Origin of the sequence: Martinezella paranaensis, from assembly GCF_014200235.1 — a bacterium.
GTDB lineage: Bacteria > Pseudomonadota > Alphaproteobacteria > Rhizobiales > Rhizobiaceae > Rhizobium > Rhizobium paranaense.
In genome coordinates this window covers 31,905-54,870 of sequence record NZ_JACHBI010000008.1, presented here as the reverse complement: position 1 = coordinate 54,870, position 22,966 = coordinate 31,905, and the positions used below count along the sequence as shown (strand labels likewise).

The following is a 22,966-nucleotide window of genomic DNA, read 5'->3' as shown; positions in this document are numbered from 1 at the left end:
CTCCCCCTGCTTAAATGACATACCACGTAAAAACGAAGCAGTCCCCAAACCTGCCAAGCTTGCATCGCCACTGTTTGCTTGACAACTGGCACAAATACGCAACCTGCAGAGGGATGCCGGATTAATCTTAGGCGTTGCTAAACAATCACAAATAGCAAAGCTCGCCTCGTGTCCACGAGGGGCTCCATCTCCAGCACAGATCCCAACGACGAAAGCTTGCCGGCAGCTTTAGCTTGTTGTTTCAGTTGAAATCCCGAATCGGGAGCTGCATCAAGCGCCGCTTTGCTTTCCGATTGCAAAGCGCTCAACGACTTGGCTCCCCGCACCTGCTTCCAATTTTGAGGCTACTGCCGTCCTTCGGTCGCTCGGTGCAAAAGGACACCCAACAGGTCGCATTTTCCTGAAGTCCTCCTTACGCCCTGCACAAAATCTGCAAACGAGCCCGGCAATGTGTTGCCATGATCAAAAACAACACCCCGCCGCACGCCACATCCTCAAACCTTCCAGATCGCATCCGCAATGATGGATGGTGGCTGACAGACGATTGCCGGGCTAGCTGGATCAATCCTCGCCCAGTCCCAGCGGCCACGCTCGTCGGAACCGAAGCGAAATGTCAGAAAGAGAATCTCAGTGCAGATGACAGATAAATTGGACTACCGGAATGTCCGTCCACGCAGCACCAACCGGCTCGCCATTGTCGTCGCGGTCGTGGTGCTTTCGGATTTCCTGATCTTCGGCCAAACGCCTGGTCTCAACTTTTTCCTTTTTGCGATCTTGGTTACCGCCGCCATTCTCGTATCAGCAGCAAAGCAGCGGCATTTCTCGACGGCGGCCTGGTGCCTGGGCATTTCCGCATTCGCCTCAGCACCGCTGCTCGAGGCTCCTTCTCTCATGGGGATAGCCGTCTCACTTGGCGCGATCCTGTGTGTCGCGCTTGTGAACGCGAAGCTCGTACCCCGGCGGCTAACCCGTCTTCCCCTAGTGCTTTGCCGCTTTGTCCTCGTTGTCCCGATACGGCTTGTGCAGGATTACCGAAAGTATCTCAACTCGCACACTGAACGCTCGATCCTTACCGCGACCCGGCAATATCTAGGCACCTGGATGGTGCCGCTCATTCTCGCATCCATCTTCCTGTTCCTCTTCGCAACAGCCAATCCGCTGATAGAGCACGTGCTTCACGACATCGATTTCGCGTTCCTGCTGCCATTTATGGATTTCTGGCGCATCGGCTTCTGGGTGAGCGTAGCGGCGTTTGTGTGGGCCATGCTGCGACCGCGACTGACGCGCCGGACGCTAAGGGCCACGGCCGATCGCAAGGCTCCGGACCATGCAGAGAACAAGTTTCTCAACCAGGGCTCCTTGCTGCGCTCCCTTATCCTATTCAATGCGTTGTTTGCCGTGGAGAGCCTGCTCGACCTCATCTATCTCTGGGGTGGCGCAGCGCTGCCCGATGGCATGAGCCATGCGGATTATGCTCATCGCGGCGCCTATCCCCTGATCGCCACCGCGCTGCTTGCCGCCGGTTTCGTTCTTCTCGCCATGCGCCGGGATGGCCCGGGAAATAAGATTCCTTTAATTCGCGGCCTCATTCATGTCTGGATCGGTCAGAATATCCTTCTCTGCCTGTCGTCGATCCTGCGGCTTGAACTGTACGTCGAGGCGTACTCGTTGACGGAATTGCGGGTTGCCGCCGGGATATGGATGGGCCTCGTCGCCGTTGGCCTTGTCTTGATCTGGTTGCGCATCCTGTTGAACCGGTCCAATGAATGGCTGAACGCCATGAATATCGCGATCTTGGCAGGCGTCCTCTATCTCAGTGCCTTCATCGATTTTCCGGCCTTCATTGCGCCATTTAATGTTGCGCACTGCCAGGAGCTAACGCACGAAGGCGTGCCGCTGGACGTCGACTACCTGTCTTCATTGGGGCCATCGGCTATCCCAGCGCTCGACAACTACCTTTCCTCGCTGCCCCACGATGCCGTAGACAAAATGCGTGCTGCGCAGTCGATCAGACAATCGCTTGCCCATGACTTTGAACGCCGCTCCCATGATTGGCGAAGCTGGACATTCCGCGCGGCGCGGATTGAAGCCTATCTTTACTCATCTGCCACCAATGCAAGATAAACGGAGAAGGATAGGACCGACAAAAGAGTATTTTAGGGGCCGGACATGGCGCAGCGCATCCTTGTCGTCGACGACGAACCCCATATCCGCGACGTCATCTGTTTCGCCCTGGAGCGCGCCGGCATGATGCCGACGATCGCCCGGAACGGCAGCGAGGCGATGATGGCCTTCCATCGCGGCGGCATCGACCTCATCGTTCTCGACATCGGCATGCCTGGCATGGACGGTTTGGAGGTTTGCCGCCAGATACGCAGAACGTCGGGGCTTCCGATCCTGTTTCTGTCGGCAAGAGACGAGGAGATCGACCGGGTGCTGGGCCTTGAGATCGGCGGCGATGACTATGTCACCAAGCCATTCAGTCCCCGCGAACTGGTCGCGCGCGTCAAAGTTATCCTAAAGCGCAGCGGCGATGGCGACAAACCGGACATAGGTGAGCTCGTATTGGTCGCAGGAGACCTCAGGCTTGATCGGGCTGCCAGGGCAGTGACCTTCGGTGACACCATGATCGCGGCAACCGCGCTTGAATTCTCCATTCTGGACACGCTGCTTTCGCGCCCCAACATGGTGTTCAGCCGTGAACAGTTGATGGAGGCGGCATATGGCGCCAGCACCTATGTGGCCGATCGCACGATCGATAGCCATATCCGCAACATCCGGGCAAAGTTTGCAGCCGTTGGGGCGTCCGGCATAATCACGACCGTTCATGGCATCGGTTTCAAGCTGAACGGTGATCTCCCGAGGAAAGCCTGATGCGGACGCCCAAGGTCAAGACGAAATGGCGCCCGCCGCTTGCACTTATCGTCTATGCGGTGCTGCTCGCCGTCATGGCGCTGCCAACCCTGATCATTGTCTGGTTTCGCGCCATGGAAAGCACCTCGGCCCGATTGGCGCCCTCAGAAATCGGCGCGCTTGTCGTGGTCTTGGGATTGACCCTGGCGGTCGCCTACGTCTTGACACGCGCCGTCACCGCGCCGATCAACGCCCTCATCGTTCGCACGGACGAAATCGCCCGTGGAGGCAAAACTGCCATCCGACCGCTCAAGAGCTATGGCACACAAGAGATCGCTACCCTGTCGCAGAGCTTCCTGGACCTCGCCGGCAAGCTGGTCGATCGCACCGAGTATGTCCGCTCCTTTGCCGCGCATGTGTCCCACGAACTCAAGTCTCCTTTGACGGCGATCAGGGGTGCCGCAGAGTTGCTTCGTGACGACGATGCCGGCCAACCAATGTCGCAGGCTCAGCGCTTGCGTTTCCTTGGCAATATCATCGCCGATGCCGAGCGACTTGATACGCTTTTGCTAAGGTTGCGAGAGCTTGCGCATGCGGAGCTTCCGATAGCCAAAGGTCAGATGAGCGTTGAAGGCATCGTATCCATTCTACGTCAGCGTTTTCCGGCACTGGATGTTGCCATCGACGGAAACACGCAACTTACTTTCGCTTTGCCAACCGAGGCCGCTGGCATCGTCTTTGCCAATCTCGCGGAGAACGCACTTCAGCATGGCGCGGTGCGACTAACTCTGGCTGCGACCGCCAGCGACCAGAAGGTCACCCTGCTCGTGAGAGACGACGGCAGCGGCATCTCTGACGCCAATCGCGGACAGATTTTCCAACCGTTCTTCTCCACCCGGCGCGAACACGGCGGAACGGGCATGGGGCTCGACATCGTCCGCACGATGCTTGGGGCATATGGCGGCACAATAAAGTTGAACGACAGCATCGGCGGCACGGAATTTGAGGTCGCCATCCCAATTGCTCACAGCATGAAATAATTGGAACTGATGGCCGCGTCTGGGTTCATGTCCGTGCCACCACAGAGGGCATTCGACTTGATCGGACCGGCATCGCCGATTACTCAAACCTCGTAGAATGGGTCAGGAAGCTAAGCCGATCCTGGCAGAATTGAAGCTTGATTTGCATGAGGAGCACCATGTCAACCGATAAGACCGACGCCGCCTTCAGCACCTGGTACATCGATCCGGACGCGGAAGATAAGATGGCAGACTGGCATGCGCCAATCTGGCGGCACCTGATCGACTTGATCGTCGAGAAGGACCTGAGCGCCAAAAGCGTGCTTGATTTCGGGTGCAATCAAGGCGGTCTCCTTCGGCATCTTTACGCCATGCGGCCGTTTCAGAAGGCGCTCGGCATCGACATCGCCGAAGCCTCGATCGCACGGGTCGAATCCTTGAAAGGAAATCTTCCGGTACAGCACCAGGTCGGCAGCTCGCTTCTCGGATGGGACGGAGAGTTCGATCTGGCGATCAGCCATGAAGTGATCTACCTCATTCCAGATATCGCGGCCCACGCTACGGACATCTTCCGCTCGCTGAAGACGGGCGGCGTCTACTACGCGGTCACCGGTTGCCACACGAACAATCCACTCTGGCCGAAGTGGCGGACCTTGGTCGCCGAACGCACCAACACCGTCGTCCAGGATCGTTCCATCACGGATTATGCGAAGGTGTTTCAGACCACCGGCTTCACGGTCTCCGCACGCAAGCTCGAGTTCGACGGCTTCCTTCCCTATTCCGAAAGCACCTGGACGCCAGACTTTGCCGACGCCCTCGACTACTATACCCAGACGAAGATCGTCTTTCGCTTGGTCAAGCCGTAACAGAGCTGCGTTTCACCAGCTCGACGCTTACACTTTCCCTTGCTTCCAATCAGCGCTCAAGTCGCTGGCATTCAACAAAAGCTTAGTCGATCCGTGCCGGCCCCGCGCGCCCAACGCCGAGGTCCGTGGTAATGTCCCAGAGGCTATCGCCGGCACGGGTAGCGGAGGGCGCTCGCGCATCTGGATTTCAGACGGTTTCTATACGGAATATGCGATGGCGCAGGCGCGCAAACTCATCATCTTCCACGAGGCCTTCGCAGAGATCGAAGGGCGGGCGTCAAAAATGGAAGACGAGGATTGTGCCGTTTTTTCATAGCTTTGGCTCGGCCTGTCTTTTTGTCGACTGCCATTGAGGTCTTCCTCCTGTGTGGAATGGCCTAGTTGGCTAGGCATTTATTGCGCGAATCCCCGTCTGACGACGGGGTCAATCTGAAGCGATCTCGACCGAGGCAAGAAGAGTCGAGCGGGCGGTCTTCAGATGCAGGCCGCAGGCCTGGCGTGCCTGTTCCAAGTCTCCACTCTTTAGCGCCGCGATATAGGCGAGATGCTCGTTCATCGCGACGTGGTTGCGCTGCCGCTCGTCCTTCTTGTTCCATTGATAGTGGTAGTGAAAGATCACTGACATCACGCCCTGGATATTTATAAAAAACCGATTGGGGGCCGTACCGTTGACCAGCCGGTGGAAGCGGTGGTCGAGATCGGAAAAATCGCGGTAGCGCCGGTCGATGTCGGCCAGCATTTCCCGGTGCTCCTGTTCGAGCAGCGCCAGCATACGCCAGGCGACATGATCGCGCGGCAGCGCTACGAAACGCTCTACTGCCCGGAATTCCATGAATTCACGCATGTCGAAAAGCTCGGCCACGAAATCCACGGTGAGACCGAGCGCCTTCCAGCGTCCGTTGCTCTGCCGCTCCAGCAGGCCAAAATGGCTGAACGTGTTAAGGCATTCGCGGATTGCGGTGGTGGAAACGCCGAATTGGCGGGCGAGATCAAGCGCGTTGACGCTCTGGCCGGGGCGGCAGTCGGGCCCTACCATCCACGTCATGAACTTGCGCTCCACAATTTCCGCCAATGGCCCAAGGTCGGTTTCCGACAGATAATCCTCTGCACGCGGCCGGCGCAGGAGCACTTTTGAACGGCCATTGAGCGCAACGATACCGCTGTTCGCAAACTCTGCGAGCACGGCGCGTAGCGTCGTGCGGCTGACACCGAGTTCGGACGCAAGTGTCGGCTCCGACGCAAGTGCCGAGCCCGGCGAAGCCCGTGCCAGAACGTCGAGACATTGATTGAATGTCCGTTTGTAAAGCGTGTTCGTTTTCATGCCGCCCCTTCGGCTGCGTTGTTTTTTTCTGTGATTTTTTTATAAAAAAAACAGATTGCCCGCCAGAATAATGTCTTTTATACAAAAAAAACAGACCTGCTGTATGGAAGGAGGAGTTCATGCAAGCAGATAGTGGATGCGTGAGGCATCCTTATACCCTTTCCTATCCCTGTCCTGCGTCCCACACTGGCGGCCTTCCGGTATCATGCCGATGACCGGGCTCATTCTCCAATTTGGTACGAGCCGTTTCCTCCAGGCTCATGCGGATCTGTTCCTGCATGAGGCGCGGGAAGCGGGTCAGGACGTACCGCCTGTCGTCATCGTCCAGACCTCAGGATCGGCAGAACGAGCTGGTCGCCTTGCGGCCTTTTCCGATCCGGCGGGCTTTCCTGTCGTCATCCGCGGCCTTGAGAACGGCACGGCCGTCGAACGCCGCGTAGCGGTGAAGAGTGTGTCGCGCGGCCTTTCGACCGCCCGCGACTGGGCGGAGGTCGTCGACCTTTTTGCAGACAAGGCCGATTTCGTCCTCTCCAACACGGGTGATGCCGGCTATGCGGTCACCCCTGGCGAGGCCTCATCGGGCCTCGGGGCTGACACGCCACTTGCCTCCTTTCCCGGCAAGCTCGCCCAGCTTCTTTACGCCCGTTGGCAGCGCGGCGGACGACCGCTGACGGTGCTGCCCTGCGAACTCATCAACCGCAACGGGCCGGTGTTGAAGGCCGTTGTGCGAGAGCTGGCAGCAACGGCCAATGCCCCTGCGGATTTCATGCGCTTCCTCGAGCAAGATGTGCTCTTCGCCAACACGCTGGTCGACCGTATCGTCTCTGAGCCGATCGAGCCTGCGGGTGCCGTGGCGGAACCTTATGCTCTCTGGGCGATCGAATGTGCGCCGAGCCTGCACCTCCCTTGTGAGCATCCGTCCATCGTGCTGACAGATGATCTGGAACCCTACGAGCGGCTAAAGCTGCACATCCTCAATCTCGGCCACAGCGTGCTTGCCGATATCTGGCAGTACGAGGGACGTCCGGCGGACGAGACCGTGCGCGCCATCCTCGCCGACCCCAGCATCGCCCCGCGCCTCGAGGCGATCTACCGCGACGAAGTCCTGCCCGGTTTCACCGCACGCGGCATGGAGGACGCGGCACGCGCCTATGTTGCCACCACAATGGACCGTTTCCGCAATCCCTATCTTGATCACCGCATTGCCGACATCGCCGGCAATCATGCACTGAAGGTCGAGCGGCGTATCGCTGCCTTCCTTGATTGGACCAACGCACAGGCGCCCGTCCTTTCCTCCATCGTTTCCCGGCAGAGGGCAGCGATATGAGCTACACCTTCGACTTTTCGGCCCTCTTGCCTTACTGGCCGGCCTTCTTGCAGGGTGTCTGGCTTACGCTGAAGCTCTCCGCGCTTGCGACGATCTTCGGTTTCGTCGTCGGTACGCTCTGCGCCATCGCGCGGGCAGACGGCCCTTCCTGGCTGAAAATTCTGGTGGCGATCTATGTCGAGACGATCCGCAACACACCCCTGCTGGTGCAAATCTTCCTCGTTTATTTCGGCTTCGCCTCGATGGGTCTTAAGGTAACGGCGAACACGGCAGCCGTCGCGGCCCTTGTGGTCAATGTCGGCGCCTATACCTGCGAGATCGTGCGCGCGGGCCTCGAATCCATCCATAAATCGCAGTTGGAAGCCGCCGAATGTCTCGGCCTGACGCGCGCTCAGACCTATTGGCACGTCGTCATTCGCCCGGCAATAGAGCGGGTCTATCCAGCACTAACCAGCCAGTACGTGCTCCTGATGCTCGCCTCATCGATTACGTCGCAGATTTCCGCCGAGGAACTGACAGCGGTGGCAAACCGCATCCAGTCGGATACGTTCCGCTCCTTCGAGACCTATATCGTCACTGGGGTTCTCTACATCGCCCTCTCCTTCGTGGTGCGAATGGCGTTCGTCCTGTTCGGCCTCGTCATCTTCCCCCGCCGGCGCACGCTCGGCACGGCCATCTGACGAGGAGCAGGACATGTCACTCACACCCGTCCATATCCAATTCATCGCCGTCGGTGCGCTCTGGACTATCGGCCTCTCGGTCGTCGCCTTTATCGGGGGTTCCATCCTTGGTTTCGCGCTGGCGCTCGCCCGGATCTCGCCAAGTCCGCTCGTACGGCGGCTTGCCAGCGGCTATATCCAGATCGTGCAGGGTACGCCGCTGCTCGTCACGCTCTTCCTGTTTTATTTCGGCCTTGCCGTCATCGGCTTCGATAGCCTGCCCGCTATCGTCGCGGCCGGTCTCGGCCTCGTCGTCTATTCCTCCGCCTTCCTCGCGGAAATCTGGCGCGGCTGCCTGCAATCCGTGCCGAAGACCCAGTGGGAGGCGGCCGAATGCCTGGCGCTCACTCGCTGGCAGCGCATGACGCGAGTAATCCTACCGCAGGCCATGCGCATCGCCACGGCGCCGACGGTCGGCTTCCTGGTGCAGATCGTCAAGAATACCTCGCTCGCCTCGGTCGTCGGCTTCGTCGAGCTCGCGCAAGCCGGCAAGCTCGTCAACAACACGATCTTCGAGCCCTTCATGGTGTTCATTATCGTCGCCGCCTTCTACTTCGTTATCTGCTACCCCCTCTCGGCCTGGAGCCGCCGCCTGGAAAGGAAACTCAATGTCGGCCGTCGTTAGCGTCAGCAACGTGCACAAGAGCTTCGGGGCCTTGCCGGTCCTGAAGGGGGTAAGCTTCGAAGTCGGCGCCGGCGAGGTGGTCGCTGTGATCGGCGCGTCGGGCTCCGGCAAGTCAACGGCGCTGCGCTGCATCAACGCGCTCGAAACCATCGACAGCGGCGAGATTGTCGTATGCGACCATAAGATTCACGACGCGGCACTCGACCGGCGAGCGCTGCGGCGAGACGTCGGCATCGTCTTCCAGAGCTATAATCTCTTCCCACACCTGACGGTGGCGCAGAACATCATGCTCGCGCCGACCTGCGTGAAAAATATGGGCAAGGCCGCAGCCCGAACTCTCGCCGAGCAGGTGCTGGCGAAGGTCGGCCTCGCGGAGAAGGCGGACAATTACCCCGAGCAGCTTTCCGGCGGCCAGCAGCAGCGCGTTGCGATTGCCCGCTCGCTCGCCATGCAGCCGAAGCTGATGCTGTTCGACGAGGTAACCTCGGCGCTTGACCCGCAACTCACCGGCGAAGTGCTGCGTGTCATGGAGGATCTCGCCCGCGGCGGCATGAGCATGATCCTCGTCACCCACGAAATGGCCTTCGCCCGCAAGGTGGCGAGCAAGGTGATCTTCATGCATCAGGGCAAGGTCTGGGAGACCGGCCCGGGGTCGATGCTCGGCAGTCCGCAAACGAAGGAACTCACCGAGTTCCTCAGCAACGACCTCTAGTCCATCGAAACATCTCAAGGAGGAGATCGAGAAATGAAACGCAGAACCCTGATGACCGGCGCTTTGGTGCTCGCCCTCTTTGGCGCCGCCCCGGCGGTAGCCGCGGCCGACACGCTGAGCGACATCAAAACACGCGGCACGCTGCGCGCGGCCATCGACCTCGGCTCGCCGCCCTTCGGCATGCAGGACGCCAACATGCAGCCGACCGGCTCAGAAGTGGAAAGCGCCAAGCTGCTCGCCGATCATCTTGGCGTGAAACTTGAAATCGTCGAGGTAACGAGCCCGAACCGTATTCCCTTCTTGCTCACCAATAAGGCCGACGTAGTCATCGCCTCCCTTTCTATCAGCGACGAGCGCAAGAAGGTGATCGACTTCGCCGACCCGCATGGCGTCATTCAGATCATTGCTGCGGCGCCCAAGGCGGTCGAAATCAAGGCGTTGGAGGACCTCAAGGGCAAGGATGTCGCCACGACCCGCGGCACTACCAATGACAAGGAGGCAACGGCACAGGCGACTGGAGCCAACATCGTACGCTACGACGACGATGCAACGCTCGTCACCGCGCTCGTTTCCGACCAGAACAACATCATGATCTCTGCGCCGCAGATCATGAACACCGTTAACAAGCGTCGGACGAACGACCCGCTGGAGGTCAAGTTCGTGCTCAAGGTGAACCCCTATGCAGTCGGCCTGCGCAAGGGCGACGACGCGCTCAAGGCCGCGGTCAACGACTGGGTCAAAACAGATCTCGCCAACGGCAAGCTGAACGCGATCTACAAGAAGTACAACAACGTCGACCTTCCGGCGGAAATGCCGAAGCCATAAGCGAATAAAACGGGCGGCCGGCTCTCGGTCGCCCGATACGTCCCGCTCATGCGGTCCGTTTCCCAATGAAATGGAAAGCGAGGGGATTTTTACGATAAACGGCGGCCGTCTGATGGCGCTGCCCTCCCCTTCAGACAACAGGAAGATACCCATGAAAGCGCTTTTCTGCGAGGAACCCGGCCGTCTCACGCTCGTCTCCCGTCCTGCCCCGCAGCGCAGCGCAGGCGAGGTTCTCGTCCGCATCCGCCATGTCGGCATCTGCGGCACAGATTTTCACATCTTCGCCGGCAAGCATCCCTTTCTTGAGTATCCGCGTATCATGGGCCACGAACTTTCCGGCACGGTAGAGGAAGTCCCGGAAGGCAGCCGCCTCAAGGTGGGAGAGCCCGTCTATATCGTGCCCTATCTTTCCTGTGGCAGTTGCCATGCCTGCCGAAAGGAACTGACGAACGCCTGCCAGTCGATCCGCGTGCTCGGCGTGCATTGCGATGGCGGCATGGCCGAATATGTCTCGGTGCCCGAGGCCAATGTCGTGCCGACGGGCGGCATCGCGCTCGACGATGCGGCGATGATCGAATTCCTGGCGATCGGCGCACACGGCGTCAAGCGCGGCGCGATCACCGCCGCCGACCGCGTGCTCGTCACCGGTTCCGGCCCGATCGGCATGTCAGCCATCATCTTCGCCAAGGCACGCGGGGCGAACGTGACCGTCATGGACACGCGCGCCGATCGCCTCACCTTCGCCACCGACAGGCTCGGCGCCGATGCCGCGATGCTTGCCGACACCTCCGCCGAGGCGGAAGCAAACCGCCTGACCGGCGGCGACGGCTTTGACGTGGTGATCGATGCAACCGGCAATGCCGGCCCTATCGAACGCGGCTTCCGGTTCCTTGCCCACGGCGCGCGCTATGTGCTGCTCTCCGTTGTACGGCAGGATATTACCTTCTCCGATCCGGAGTTCCACAAACGCGAAGCGACCCTTCTCGCCAGCCGCAATGCGCAGCCGGACGACTTTGCCGAGGTCGTGCGCCAGATCGAGGCGGGCCGCGTACCGACCCGCGCGCTCAACACCCACCGCGGCCGCCTGGAAGACGGCACGGGACTGCTGGTAGAATGGGCCCGTCCCGAAGCAGGTGTGATCAAAGCGATCTTGGATGTCTGAGGCAATAAACGCGAAGAAGACCCTTCGGCTCAATCCGTGCCGAGCGACACTCAACGACAGGACTTCGATGGGGAAGTGTGCTGCGAATTTTTAATCTCGACCGGATATCCGCGCCGGCGCCGATCAACAGCGCTTCGGATCCGGTGGCCGCGGTTGCTCGGGCGTGTTTCCGAGCGCCCCACCTCATGGCCTCCAGGTTAGCAGACCTTAAGGACCGCGATCATCCTGACGCGCATGACCCCTTCAGAATGAACCACAACTGAATGGTGTCTTCAGCATCGGTTCCAACGACAGTTTCTAAAAGGAAGATGTTCAACCGGTACCGTCTGCCAAAGGAGACGCAGTCATGATCCGTAGTTCTTTCATTGCAACCGCACTCGTCGCAATCGTCGGCATTGCCACCGCAGCCCCCGCCATGGCCAACGATGTGCGCATCGAACAATATGGCTGGTCCAATTCGGCCGGTGGTGCCCAACAAGGGTTCAGAAACCGGATCAGAGTCTACCAGAATGGTGGTTACAACAGGATGGTCGGCCAGCAATATGGTAGCCACAACCTTTCCGCCGTCGGCCAGGAAGGCAACGGCAACTATGGCGCCACCTATCAGAATGGCGACCACAATGTTGCCGGTATCGGCCAGTTCGGTTCCAACCATACCACCATCCTTACGCAGGACGGCAACGGCAACATCGCCGCCGGGGTTCAGGTGGGACATGGCTGCAATGCCAATGTCAGCCAGGGCGGCAGCGGCAACGTCGCTGCCTTCGTCCAGGCCTGCCCGTAACCTGCAAGCATTGATGGAACGTCAAGGAGACGAACCATGCCAAATGTCGTCAATCAGCCGCGCCGTCTTATGACGGCGCTCGCTTTGGTCCTTCTCCCCGCCGGCGCGCTGGCGGCCATGGTTGCGACCGACCAATCCAATGGGGGCCTGCGTTGCGAGATCCGCATCACGCCGGAGGCAGGCATGGTCACGTTGGAGGCGCTTGCCCGTACTGACAAGCGCGTCAGCGGCACCTATGCCTTCCATGTCGAAAGTGTCGGAGGCACAGGCGGCTCCAATATCGATCAGAGTGGTGCCTTCGATGCCTCTCCAGGGCGCGCCGCCACACTCGGTTCCGTCTCGCTCAGCTCCAAAGCTGGCGCCTACGACGCCACGCTTGATGTCACCGCTGACAGCAACACCATCCGGTGTACGCGGCGGATCGATGCCGCGAACTGAGCATATTCGCAAAATTCACCACAAAGGGCGCCAGGTTTCCGGCACCCTTTGTGGTGTCAGCCGCTCTCGGACATGACCGATTGATAAATGATAGCTGAACAATGAATTCCGATTGGGTTCAGCCGCAAAATGCGAGGGTTGGCCATTGGCTTGAGGACAGCCGGAAAATGGAGACCAAGATGACCCCGAAAATGTTCAAGATCGTTACCGTCGCTCTTCTTGCCGGCAGCATCGGCCCGGCGGCTTTGTCGCTGCCAGCCTATGCCGGCGGCCGGATCTCCGTAAACTTCGCTCCGGCCAATGCCGAAGACGCTGGTACCTTTGCGACCGGTCTCCGTTTTTACTCGTTGTATCGCGGCCTGCGCGATGGCGATATCCGACAGTCCGGCCATGGCAATGTTGCCGGCCTGGCTCAGAACGGCCGAGGCAATCTCGGCATTATCCAGCAGCGGGGCAACGGCCACTCCGCAACCTTGCAGCAGAACGGCAACGACAATGCTTACGGCATTTTCCAGTACGGGAAACACACCAGCACCGATGTGGTGCAGGATGGCGATGGCGGAAGCGGCGCTACCTTCAGCTATGGTTGGTAGCGGCAGACGAGTTCTTGTGCCCCGCTAATCGTAGTCAGAGCATTTCGTCCGATCCGTCGGCGACGCCGACGTGGTGCCGATAGACCATTCCCCAGCCTTTCCAACCGGTGAACAGGAGGATGAGGACGACGATGAGCGACAGGACAAGGCCAACCGGCATGACCGCCGCATCGCCGTGAGCATAGCGCGAGTACCAGTTGTAAAGCTCGATCACGACGACGAGGACGTTACCGCCGGCGTGAAACCATAAGTCCCGGAGGTTGCGGATCTGGGCGTCCCCCAGGACATCGGTGAGGCCGGCAAGGGCGGCCAGCGCGGCCATCACCAGCCCGGCCCCAAGCAGCCAGAGCGAGCCAGTGAACCAGGCTGTATTACCGGTTCGCCAGAAGATGAGGTCGCAAAGGAAGGTCGCGACGAAGAAGGCAATAGGGAACGGTACTAGCATTGCATGGACCGGATGGCCGGCAATGCTCGCCGTGCTGTGCGGATTGTGGGTGATCATGCCCTGGGCCATCGTATGCCTCCCGAAGGCGTGGCGAGCGCCGCCATCAGACCACATCACAACGTATGACGGGTTTGGCAGCAAACTTGCCGATACATTCTGAACTCCGGTTGCACGGGAATGTTCCACACCTTCGCGTACGCGGGGCGCTTCTGGTAGGTGCTATCTGATCATGCGACAGGTGGGGCAATTTGAACGGCGACAGCCGCAAAATTTCATCGCGCTGCCTCTGCATTTGCATGGACGCGGGCGAAGGCGAGTGCGTCGGCGTAGGCGGCATCATCGGGGAAAGCGCGCCGTGGCAGAAGAACAGCCTGGCGGCTCGTGAGGCTCATCAGGAAGAAAGTCCGGCCTTCGATAACTCGCTTGATTGCCGACCATTTGATAGTCGAAGCCATATTCGGTGCTCGGAAGGCAACCTCCGTTTCATCCAGCTCAACCTCATGCCGCTGCCCGGCTGTCGGCATTTTCCTGAACAAGAAATAAGCGAACAAACCAGTTATCCAATGCCCGAACAACGCGACAAGCACCACCACCATGCAGACGCTGTAGATCCAGATTGGCACCTCGCCGGACGCAAGCGCCTTAACGACCTCAAACAACGTCGCAAAATACCCATCCTCAGAATCCATTCCGGCCCAAGTGCCGACGAGAAGTGCCACGAGAACAAGAGCAACGGCGCGAAACAGCCGACGAGGCAATGGGCGACGGCTTAGCGCAACCGACATCAGGACATAGTCGTTTCGAGTAAAGCCATATGAAACTATTAAGGCCAATTCAGTTCATTCTCTAAAGGTTCATGTTCGAGTGAAAGGGGACCACACGAAAAGAGTGCGGAATGCCAATGATTTCAATGCCCGTCCTTTGCGACAGCATCCTTTGGGATGCCATCGGTCAGGTTCTTCCGGTGGAAGATGAAGAGGCCGGCAAGCACGATGATGATCGATCCAACGATTATCTGGGCGTCCGGAATGTCGCCGAAGAACAGAAAGCCCAGGGCGATCGCCCAGATCAGCAGGCTGTATTGCAGCGGCGCGAGCAGTGAGGCCGGCGCGAGTTTTAAGGAACGGGTGATCAGCAAATGGGCGCCGCCGGCGATGGCGCCGAGTGCCAGCATGGCCGCGAAATCGAGTGTCGAGGCGGAACGCCAATTGCCGATGCTGAGAACCAAACCTGTGGCCAGAGCGCCGAGCGTCTGCCAAGCGACAAGGGTTGCATCGCTCGTCTGCCGCAGTCGACGTCCAAGGACCAGCGTGAGCGCGAATCCAAGGCTCCCGCCAAGGCCGAAAATCGATGGCCAGGAGAACATTGCCGCGGAAGGTCTGAGCGCGATCAGCACCCCGATGAAGCCGACGAAAACGGCCAGCCACCGCCGCCAGCCGATGCGTTCACCAAGGAAGAAATGCGAGATTGCGGCAACGTAGATAGGGCCAGCCATGTAGAAGGTTATGACATCGGCAAGCGGCAAATAGGCGACAGCGGCATAGAAGAGAGCAACATCGGCAGTCGTCATGACGATCCGCAGGATCTGCAGGGGCGGCCGTTCGAGACGGAAGAGTGCATCACTTCCCTGCCGCGCGATCATCGGCGCGAGAACAATGAAGGAACCGAACGAGCGCACCACTAGAATTTGGCCGACCGAGAAACTTGCAACCAGCCATTTGCCCATGGCATCGTTCAGCGAAAACATGAAATCGCCGAGAAGCATCAGAAGCACACCGGCAAGCACGAGGTTGCCGCCCGTGCCGACCCTGCTAAAATTCATGATCTTTCCTCAAGCTAGTTCAAGTTTCTCCTGGCCGGCTTTACCCGGTTTCGCCCCTTCCCCGCAAGGCGCATATATGCGCATTCAAACGCCCTGAAGGTCTTTCACGGATTCGAAGGAAGTTCGTCCAGGCGTACGCCACCGTCGACATAAGAGCAGTGCGCGAGCTCTCCGATCCGGGCACAAGGCGAGAACTCATTGAGGAACTCGGCACGTCAGCAGAAATTATTGGCTATGGCTGAACACGTTTGAGTTGTCATGCGCATTGATTTGGCCTGCAGTGATTCGCCAGAAACTCGCCGCGTTTGAAACTATAAAGAATTGATATTCATCAATTTTGCTGCTTGAAACCTTCGATTGCCATCACTTCGCCTAGTCCTAAAAGCGCACCAATATCCGAATTACGAAAAGACGAGCGATCGACGGATATAGCAACAATAAACTGTTAATTTCTTGCGCCGCAAAACTTCGTCATCGTGTGCATGACGCAGAGCGATGTTTTGGGCTTTGGCGAGCCGCATGACAGCATCTCGCAGGCGATTTTGAGAGAATAGTAATGCTGTCATATATTTCGTCCCGCATCGGCGCCAAACTGGCCGCGCTTTCTGTCTGTAGCATCGCCATGGTAACGGTCATGCTTTTCATCGTGTGGCAAGGTGGCCTCGCGGTGGAAGAACGCTCGACTTATCTGAAAAGCCAACTGATTGTTTCCCGCAATTTGGTTGATGCCAAGGCAGCGATGCGCGGCATGCAAGTCGGCGTGCGAGATCTGCGTCTTGCCTCCTCCCCGGAGGAAATCACCAGTGCTGTCGACTCCATTACCACCCGTAACAAGTCGGTTATCAATTATCTGGACGAGGCCTTGGGCGGGTTGCAATTACAGGTCAACAGAGACCGGATTGAAAAGCTCAAAGCATTGACCGGAAGCTATCTTACGACTGCGGCCGACATGATCGAGGTCATAAAGGCGGAGGCGCAGATCAAAGGTGAAGACCCCGTCCTCGAAGGACGAGAAAGAGAAATCCAGGCAAAACTGTTCGCAACCACAGTCGAGATATCGAAATTGCTTGATGAGGGCGTTGAAGCGGCGAAGACGATGGCGACGCAGGCTGACAGCGATGCAACTGAGGCCGAAACACTCGCCTTACGGCTCAATATTGGCGTCGGCCTGTTGACTATGGCGGCCCTGATCGCGTCCGCCGTGCTGGGTGTCAACGCCATTGCGCAACCGATCTCCGCGTTGACGGGCAGCATGAGGACATTGGCCGACGGACACCTTGATGCGAACGTTCCCTACGTCGGTCGCCCTGACGAAATCGGTGCGATGGCGCGCGCGGTCGAGATATTTAAACAGAACGGCATCAAGGTGCGCGAGCTGAATGCGCAGGAAGCAGCGTTGCAGGCAAAGAGTGCAGACCTGCAGTCAAGCATCAGCACCGTCGTGTCGGCGGCGGTTGCCGGCGACTTCACGCAGCGTATCACCAAGGCTTATGACAATGCCGATCTCGACCGCTTCGCAGCCGGTGTCAACGAGCTGGTGGCGTCTGTCGACAACGGCATCACCGAGACCCGCCGTGTCGTCGCCGCGCTGGCCGAGGGCGATTTGACGGAAAGCATGAGGGGCGAGTTCCAGGGGGCCTTTGGTGAGCTCAAGGACAACGTCAACGCGACGATGGACAATCTACGCTCCGTGCTCGGCGAGGTACGCGCTGCCATCGATACGATCAATGGCGGTGCAGGTGAGATGCGGATAGCGTCCGGCGACCTTTCCAAACGCACGGAGCAGCAAGCTGCCTCGCTGGAAGAAACCTCCTCGGCGCTCGAGGAAATCACGGTCGCGGTAAAGAACTCGACCGAGCGTGCCCTTGAGGCAAGCCACATGGTCGACGAAGCGCGCAGAAGCACCGAGCAGTCGAGCGCCGTGGTCAAAGATGCGGTCTCGGCGATGGGACGAATCGAGCAGGCTTCGGGCGAGATCGGCCAGATCATCAATGTCATCGATGAGATCGCTTTCCAGACCAACCTGCTTGCTCTGAATGCCGGGGTCGAGGCGGCGCGCGCCGGCGAGGCTGGAAAGGGTTTTGCCGTCGTCGCTCAGGAAGTGCGCGAACTGGCGCAACGGTCGGCCAATGCGGCCAAGGACATCAAGATGCTGATCAACCGGTCAGGCGAAGAGGTCCATTCCGGCGTCAAGCTGGTGACGGCGACCGGCGAAGCGCTGACGCTGATTGAGGGTCACGTGGTCAAGATCAACGGGCATGTGCATTCGATCGCCACCGCTGCCAAGGAACAGTCGACGGGTCTCTCTGAAGTCTCGACCGCCGTCAACCAGATGGATCAGGTGACGCAGCAGAATGCGGCGATGGTGGAGGAATCGACGGCGGCGACGAACCGGTTGGCCGACGAGGCGGCGAACCTTTCCCGGCTGATCGCCCGCTTCAAGATCGAAGTGAGAGCCACCCCGCGCACTGCCGTTGCAGACAGCAAACCGGTCGCCTCGCCTGCTCGGGCACTCACGCGCAAGCTCGCTGGCGCCTTCGGCGGCAAGGCGGCAACCGCGACAGCGACCAAGGAATGGGAGGAATTCTGATGGAGGCGACATCTTCAGCCCAAAGTCAGGCGACGACATTCGAAATCATCGCCTTCAATCTCGGTGAGCAGCAGTTCTGCATCAAGACGACCTCCATCCGGGAAATCCGGGGGTGGGCGGCGGCAACACCGCTGCCCCACGCTCCGGCCCACGTTCTCGGCGTCATGAACCTGCGCGGTTCTGTCATCCCCGTCATCGACCTGGCGGCGCGCCTTGGCGTCACCGGCACTATCGACAGCAGCCGCAGCGCCATCGTCGTTGTGGAAGTGGGAACAGGTATCCTCGGTCTCGTGGTCGACCAGGTCTCGGATATCCTGTCGATCAGCACCGACGGTATTCAGCCGGTGCCCGATTTTGGTGCGGCCTACGACCCCGCATATTCACATGGTATCATCCCCCTTGAACGCGGCATGGTGTGCTTTCTCAACCTCGATCACATGTTCGCAAATCTTGAGGTGGCCTCAGCCGCATGACAGCCCTTATTCGCCGGCTCCCGTATGGACAGACGCGGATGGGGGCCGGCAAATCGCCAGACATGGATCGCAGATCCGCCGAGAGCAGGTTCAATAAGTCGGGAAGCACGATGTTACGGCAATGGGCACCTGCACCGAGGGCAACAAGGGAACGGCGATCGTATAGGTATAGGATGCCGTAACATTCTGTCCGCATGTGTCTTGAGTCACTGAAAACACGCTGGGATCTATGTTAAGCCCATAAGCCTGGTCGGCTGCATATGCCTGGATTGAGCTTTCATCCGGACAGGTGGTGTGCATCAGGCTCGCACATCGGGCGCTGAGATCGACGGCATGTTGCAATCCCAATTGGGTCCATAGAAAAAGTCCAAATTGAGCGATGGAAAATACAAGAATGAAGAAGAGGGGAGCAGTCAGGGCAAACTCGACTGCGCTCGTTCCCTCAACCTCCCTCGCAAGACGACGAATCATTGAACCCTCGCTGTTGCCGTTGACTGCAGGGCAAACGATGCGGGCACGAAGGGAAGCGTGATATACGGCACGTAGGTCGCGGCGGCCGAGGCAGAAACATAGGTGCCCGCTCGCGATCCGTCCGAACAGACATCGGAGCACGCCGTGCTGGCGATGCCTTGACCGCTGGGGCAACCGCAAAATTTCGACGGAGCAGGCGCCGCCGAGATGACGGCAGAGCCGGTACCTCTTGTGATGACATTCGACATGGCGGAACTATCGAAGCCGCGAGCCAAAGCATATTGCAGACCGCGCTGAGCAGCATTCTCCACCTGCGCCTGCTGGAGCAGTGCGAACGAATAGTCGACAAGTCCAAATGTCATCGCAATCAAAACCGGCAGCATGATCGCCAGGTCGACGGCGACCGTGCCCTGCTGTTCACTGAGCAAGTCCCGACAGAGCCTTCTCCGAATCCGCGTCGGTATTGCCCGAGCGGGTGAACCCAGCCGCCCCTCGGCGACGAGCATCCCGGAGTGCGATACTTCAGTTGGTATCGTTGTTTTTACAGCCATCGTTCTCCTCACTCGACCAGTTTGCCGGCGGCGCCGCCGATGGCGCGGGTCGGATAAGCACTGCAATCGATGGATAGGTTGGAGTTGCCGGTAAAGGTGACCGTATCCGCGATAATCTTGATGCAGGCATTTGTCGCGGTGTTGCCCCCCGAGTAGCTGACGGCCGCCTTTGGCAGATAGATCGATCCCGCCAAACTCTGGGTCGCACCGCCATTAAAGCTGAAGGCCGTGCCGACCGGCATGTTACGGTCACCGAAAATGACGATACCGGCCGTGTCTCCCGTCAGCGGTGGCGTGAGATCCAGGATCGCCCCACCATTGATCGACGCGGTGCCATAATTGCTTCCCGTGCTGGAGGTGAAGACGATCGTGACACCGTGGCCGATCAAAGTCGCGCCACCATTGACCTTCAGATTGGCGCGATCGAGAATGTAGATCCCGGGGTCAAGCGTGAGGACTGCGCCGGCGTTCACCGTAATATCGCCGCAATAGACACCTGGATCGAGTGCGGTCTTCCCCTTGATGTTTTGCTTGCCGTTGGTCGTGCAACCCGAGTAGGTCGGCATCTGAACGTCGGCATAAGGGTCCGTAAGAGGCCAAATTCCGGTCGCCGTTCCCTCGCTCGCTTTAATGCCGCTAAGACCGTTAATGCCGCCGGCAGCCCCGACAGACAGCGCTTGGATCAGCGCAGAACCGCCGACACTAACCGACGTGGGACTATTCGAATTCGAGACCAAGCTGCAGTTATTCAGCGTCACCGTGGTTGAACCCTGAGCCGAGGCGGCAGCACTTGCGGTCTGATCAAGCGCCAGGACGCAGGCGTTGCCCGCATTCGCGATGGCAACGGATCTTGTCGAAACGACGAAAGCCTGCTGCCAAAGCGCAGAGAACAGCACGTCCATCGGTTGTTGCGCGACGACTTCGATCGCCGAATTATTTCCAGCGTAGGATCCCTGCGTCGGAGGGCGATGGATCGATATCACCACGTTATTCTGGCCATTAACCAGCCCATAGCTCGCCGCTATCGCATTGACCTGGGACTGAACCGGCCCGTCGCCGCTGCTGGTATAGGCCGCCGCGCCGCTCACAGCGGCGGCATCGGTTGCCGACTGCATCTTCTGTTGCTTGTAGGTCCACAGCCCATAATCCGTGCCGAGCCCCATCAAACCGATCAGAACCGGGAGCGACAAAGCAAAGATGATCAGGTAAGCACCGGACGAATCGTGAATGAAGTCCACGATTGCCTTCCGGTGGCGCGAGCCAACAGGAAGTCGAAGCATTGTCCCCCCTTAAATTATACGGAAAATCCGTCGGAGGACTGTGCGGCTTAATTCTTTATTTTTCTCTTTTTTAAGAAGTTCGAATTGAACAGAAAACAGTAAAATTAAACGGGTGGAAGAGAAGCTGAGTTTTCAGACTATCACTTGGTTCAATGAGCCAATGGGCGAAGAAGTGAGACAGCCTCGCAGGCGTCTTCGCCCCCGCTTTTTTATGTCTGATGTTTGCTCTTGAAACCGTTGTCCTACCATTCAAGCCGCTGCTTTCGCTATGCTAGCGAACGCCAAGATATGATCGATAGCGAGAGTATTGGGCCATGGCTTCCGGTGCGAGCTCGAGAAGCTCCTTCGAGCCGGGACGCCCCAGAAGACGGATGAAAATCGGTCTGGGCTTATCGACTTGTGTAACTTCCAGATAGGCGGACTCAAGCGGGCGCTTGGTGAGCCAGGTCGGATCGTGTCCGAAGGCAACCTTGAGTTTGGCCCGATCGAGCCGATACTCGACGGATAGCGGTCCGGTGCAACTCGTCTCGACGATCGATGTGGAGTCCAAGAGAACTGCCGTCGTCGTTCGCAAAAGACCACAGGTGGCCGCAACTACGGCAAAGATTGAGGCCCAGATGGCCCAAACAATGACCCGCCTCCGCGTCAAAAATGGCGGGCGGTCAATCGTTTCGACAACCGGACCATATCGATTAGGCCTGCGAACGGATGCCGAGAGGCTCGCAACGATCGCGATCTGTGCCAGGTAGGTGGTCACAAATACCGCCCCCATCCGCTGGCTGCAGTCGAAGCTCGAGAAAAAGCCGCTGTCCAAGACTACCATCACCCTACTCCGGTTTGCGCGACATCCTAGCGCGCCATGCCGAATGAACTCTTACTTCGTAAGCTCGGGCGATCGAAAACGAGGACTGGCGGACGCTGACTTGCGGAAGGATCGTGACGTCGTCCGCATTGATCTCCAAAACAAGAAGAATCCCGAATGGCGCTTGACTGTGCAGGAGCTGCAGTTGACTTCGATCATCTCGGCAATCGGATCAATTGGCTCCGACAGAAGGCCGTAAATCCGGTCAGGAAGGCGGCTGATCTTGGGGCCGTAAGCAGGTTGAACGGCGTGCGTGGAACCTGCATCTCGCGGAAGCATCTGCTCCTCGACGACCGACGGATTGGTGATGGTCAAAAATCGCAAGCCATTTGGCCAGCCGAGACTAACTTCTGACGACCTTAAGGAAGCGCAAATGCAAGTGTTATAGGCTGAGAACGCTGAAATTAACTGCTTAACCGCGTTCGCCTGGATGATAGTGGAGGCGCCGATGCCCGCAACAGTATATCGCCATCGGCTTTTTCTGGCTGGCGCTCTTGTCCTTGCCTTCCTGATCTTGGCTCCGCTGGGTGTTCTCGGTGTCGCTTATTCCGCGTGTCACGCGAGCCCAGGAGGAGGCTGCGGCGACATAGGCATCGTTTTCATATTCTTTATTGCTTTGCCTGTTTTGGTGGCTGTGTTGCTTAACGTTATCTGGACGGCGGTGCGCCGTTTGCAGTGGCTGAAACTGCCACGATGGTACACGGCGTTCGCCTGTTTGATAATTATTGGAAACATTCAGGTTGTTATGCAGGCTCCCGCATTGTTTGCGAACCTATCTTGGGAGCCTATGACAACCTTGTTTCTCTCCCTTTTTATTGTTGTTACTCCGCTGTGGATTCCCGAGTTCACCGATCGGGGCGATGTTAGGGCATTTCTGCCTGGCACCCTGTATCTGCTGGGGACTCTTCAATTGGCGAGATTGGCACCGGTGATCCTTTATCCGATGTGGATTCTGCCGGAAGGTCTGCAAATATCATATGCGATCAGACGGGTCTCCTATTGGGGTCCGCTGGGTTTGTTTCCCGACACTGCCCTGACTCTAGCATTCGTAGCGGTATTCCTGACCATGATCGTGCAATGGCGCCAGTCATGTGCTTGAACTGTATCAGAGTTGCCATGGGCATCGGACCATGCCCGACACGCTTAGAAGACTGAACAGGGTATAAGCCTCCGTCGCGAACCAGCATGATGGTTTGTTCTACTTTGGCCCTATTCGAAAATGCTCGTT

Annotated in this window: 25 protein-coding genes; 16 read left to right on the top strand and 9 right to left on the bottom strand. The window is 58.6% G+C overall.

Going from position 1 to position 22,966, the window contains the following annotated elements; all coding sequences use genetic code 11:
* Window positions 1–137: 137 nt before the first annotated feature.
* Complete coding sequence (locus GGD50_RS19695; RefSeq protein ID WP_183938716.1) at window positions 138–308, bottom strand: hypothetical protein; 171 nt, start codon at window positions 306–308, stop codon at window positions 138–140.
* Window positions 309–636: 328 nt separating this feature from the next.
* On the opposite strand from GGD50_RS19695, the gene GGD50_RS19690 reads away from it, so the two are divergent.
* From GGD50_RS19690 to GGD50_RS19675, 4 genes are all read left to right on the top strand, one after another.
* On the top strand, window positions 637–2,124 hold the full coding sequence (locus GGD50_RS19690) for a DUF4153 domain-containing protein (protein ID WP_183938715.1): 1,488 nt from the start codon (window positions 637–639) through the stop codon (window positions 2,122–2,124).
* Window positions 2,125–2,169: 45 nt separating this feature from the next.
* Window positions 2,170–2,874, top strand: coding sequence for a response regulator (locus GGD50_RS19685; protein ID WP_183938714.1), 705 nt, complete (start codon window positions 2,170–2,172; stop codon window positions 2,872–2,874).
* Window positions 2,874–3,893 (top strand): sensor histidine kinase, encoded by a 1,020-nt coding sequence (locus tag GGD50_RS19680; RefSeq protein ID WP_183938713.1) that lies wholly within the window; start codon window positions 2,874–2,876, stop codon window positions 3,891–3,893. Before GGD50_RS19685 ends, GGD50_RS19680 begins: the two co-directional genes overlap by 1 nt.
* Window positions 3,894–4,051: 158 nt before the next feature.
* Complete coding sequence (locus GGD50_RS19675) at window positions 4,052–4,738, top strand: class I SAM-dependent methyltransferase (protein ID WP_183938712.1); 687 nt, start codon at window positions 4,052–4,054, stop codon at window positions 4,736–4,738.
* Window positions 4,739–5,162: 424 nt separating this feature from the next.
* Here GGD50_RS19675 and GGD50_RS19670 read toward each other — a convergent pair whose 3' ends face one another.
* Entirely contained in the window at window positions 5,163–6,059 is an 897-nt protein-coding gene (locus tag GGD50_RS19670) for a GntR family transcriptional regulator (RefSeq protein ID WP_183938711.1), read from the bottom strand.
* Between the two features lie 211 nt (window positions 6,060–6,270).
* On the opposite strand from GGD50_RS19670, the gene GGD50_RS19665 reads away from it, so the two are divergent.
* The 9 genes from GGD50_RS19665 to GGD50_RS19625 all read left to right on the top strand — a co-directional run bounded on the left by GGD50_RS19665 (window position 6,271) and on the right by GGD50_RS19625 (window position 13,244).
* Window positions 6,271–7,386, top strand: coding sequence for a mannitol dehydrogenase family protein (locus GGD50_RS19665; protein WP_183938710.1), 1,116 nt, complete (start codon window positions 6,271–6,273; stop codon window positions 7,384–7,386).
* Entirely contained in the window at window positions 7,383–8,066 is a 684-nt protein-coding gene (locus GGD50_RS19660; protein ID WP_183938709.1) for an amino acid ABC transporter permease, read from the top strand. Before GGD50_RS19665 ends, GGD50_RS19660 begins: the two co-directional genes overlap by 4 nt.
* A gap of 13 nt (window positions 8,067–8,079) precedes the next feature.
* Window positions 8,080–8,730 carry an amino acid ABC transporter permease gene (locus tag GGD50_RS19655; RefSeq protein WP_183938708.1) on the top strand — a complete coding sequence of 217 codons (651 nt, stop codon included), beginning with the start codon at window positions 8,080–8,082 and terminating at the stop codon, window positions 8,728–8,730.
* Window positions 8,714–9,442 (top strand): amino acid ABC transporter ATP-binding protein, encoded by a 729-nt coding sequence (locus GGD50_RS19650; RefSeq protein ID WP_183938707.1) that lies wholly within the window; start codon window positions 8,714–8,716, stop codon window positions 9,440–9,442. Before GGD50_RS19655 ends, GGD50_RS19650 begins: the two co-directional genes overlap by 17 nt.
* A 33-nt stretch (window positions 9,443–9,475) precedes the next feature.
* Window positions 9,476–10,267 carry a transporter substrate-binding domain-containing protein gene (locus GGD50_RS19645; RefSeq protein ID WP_183938706.1) on the top strand — a complete coding sequence of 264 codons (792 nt, stop codon included), beginning with the start codon at window positions 9,476–9,478 and terminating at the stop codon, window positions 10,265–10,267.
* A gap of 151 nt (window positions 10,268–10,418) precedes the next feature.
* Window positions 10,419–11,429 (top strand): zinc-binding alcohol dehydrogenase family protein, encoded by a 1,011-nt coding sequence (locus GGD50_RS19640; RefSeq protein ID WP_183938705.1) that lies wholly within the window; start codon window positions 10,419–10,421, stop codon window positions 11,427–11,429.
* Between the two features lie 346 nt (window positions 11,430–11,775).
* Window positions 11,776–12,213, top strand: a complete 438-nt coding sequence (locus GGD50_RS19635; RefSeq protein ID WP_183938704.1) for a curlin — start codon at window positions 11,776–11,778, stop codon at window positions 12,211–12,213.
* Window positions 12,214–12,249: 36 nt separating this feature from the next.
* A complete protein-coding gene (gene csgH, locus GGD50_RS19630; protein WP_183938703.1) occupies window positions 12,250–12,651 on the top strand; it encodes a curli-like amyloid fiber formation chaperone CsgH in 402 nt (133 codons plus the stop codon).
* A 179-nt stretch (window positions 12,652–12,830) separates the two neighbouring features.
* Entirely contained in the window at window positions 12,831–13,244 is a 414-nt protein-coding gene (locus GGD50_RS19625) for a curlin (protein ID WP_183938702.1), read from the top strand.
* A 34-nt stretch (window positions 13,245–13,278) separates the two neighbouring features.
* Here GGD50_RS19625 and GGD50_RS19620 read toward each other — a convergent pair whose 3' ends face one another.
* The 3 genes from GGD50_RS19620 to GGD50_RS19610 all read right to left on the bottom strand — a co-directional run bounded on the left by GGD50_RS19620 (window position 13,279) and on the right by GGD50_RS19610 (window position 15,511).
* A complete protein-coding gene (locus tag GGD50_RS19620) occupies window positions 13,279–13,758 on the bottom strand; it encodes a DUF2231 domain-containing protein (protein WP_246451338.1) in 480 nt (159 codons plus the stop codon).
* Window positions 13,759–13,961: 203 nt separating this feature from the next.
* Window positions 13,962–14,144 carry a YcxB family protein gene (locus tag GGD50_RS33515; protein ID WP_425503987.1) on the bottom strand — a complete coding sequence of 61 codons (183 nt, stop codon included), beginning with the start codon at window positions 14,142–14,144 and terminating at the stop codon, window positions 13,962–13,964.
* A 452-nt stretch (window positions 14,145–14,596) separates the two neighbouring features.
* Complete coding sequence (locus tag GGD50_RS19610) at window positions 14,597–15,511, bottom strand: DMT family transporter (RefSeq protein ID WP_183938700.1); 915 nt, start codon at window positions 15,509–15,511, stop codon at window positions 14,597–14,599.
* Between the two features lie 556 nt (window positions 15,512–16,067).
* Between GGD50_RS19610 and GGD50_RS19605 the strand changes: the two genes are divergently transcribed.
* Both GGD50_RS19605 and GGD50_RS19600 read left to right on the top strand, forming a co-directional pair.
* Entirely contained in the window at window positions 16,068–18,101 is a 2,034-nt protein-coding gene (locus GGD50_RS19605; protein ID WP_183938699.1) for a methyl-accepting chemotaxis protein, read from the top strand.
* Window positions 18,101–18,574, top strand: a complete 474-nt coding sequence (locus tag GGD50_RS19600) for a chemotaxis protein CheW (protein ID WP_183938698.1) — start codon at window positions 18,101–18,103, stop codon at window positions 18,572–18,574. Before GGD50_RS19605 ends, GGD50_RS19600 begins: the two co-directional genes overlap by 1 nt.
* Window positions 18,575–18,664: 90 nt before the next feature.
* On the opposite strand, the gene GGD50_RS19595 is transcribed toward GGD50_RS19600, so the two are convergent.
* The 4 genes from GGD50_RS19595 to GGD50_RS19580 all read right to left on the bottom strand — a co-directional run bounded on the left by GGD50_RS19595 (window position 18,665) and on the right by GGD50_RS19580 (window position 21,690).
* The gene (locus GGD50_RS19595) at window positions 18,665–19,045 is read right to left on the bottom strand and encodes a TadE/TadG family type IV pilus assembly protein (RefSeq protein WP_183938697.1); all 381 of its coding nucleotides are present in this window, start codon (window positions 19,043–19,045) and stop codon (window positions 18,665–18,667) included.
* A complete protein-coding gene (locus GGD50_RS19590; protein WP_183938696.1) occupies window positions 19,042–19,473 on the bottom strand; it encodes a TadE/TadG family type IV pilus assembly protein in 432 nt (143 codons plus the stop codon). The genes GGD50_RS19595 and GGD50_RS19590 overlap by 4 nt, the downstream gene beginning before the upstream one ends.
* Before the next feature lie 131 nt (window positions 19,474–19,604).
* On the bottom strand, window positions 19,605–20,834 hold the full coding sequence (locus GGD50_RS19585; protein ID WP_343069973.1) for a TadE/TadG family type IV pilus assembly protein: 1,230 nt from the start codon (window positions 20,832–20,834) through the stop codon (window positions 19,605–19,607).
* Between the two features lie 313 nt (window positions 20,835–21,147).
* Entirely contained in the window at window positions 21,148–21,690 is a 543-nt protein-coding gene (locus tag GGD50_RS19580; protein WP_183938694.1) for a hypothetical protein, read from the bottom strand.
* A 496-nt stretch (window positions 21,691–22,186) separates the two neighbouring features.
* Between GGD50_RS19580 and GGD50_RS19575 the strand changes: the two genes are divergently transcribed.
* A complete protein-coding gene (locus GGD50_RS19575) occupies window positions 22,187–22,837 on the top strand; it encodes a hypothetical protein (protein ID WP_183938693.1) in 651 nt (216 codons plus the stop codon).
* Window positions 22,838–22,966: the final 129 nt, after the last annotated feature.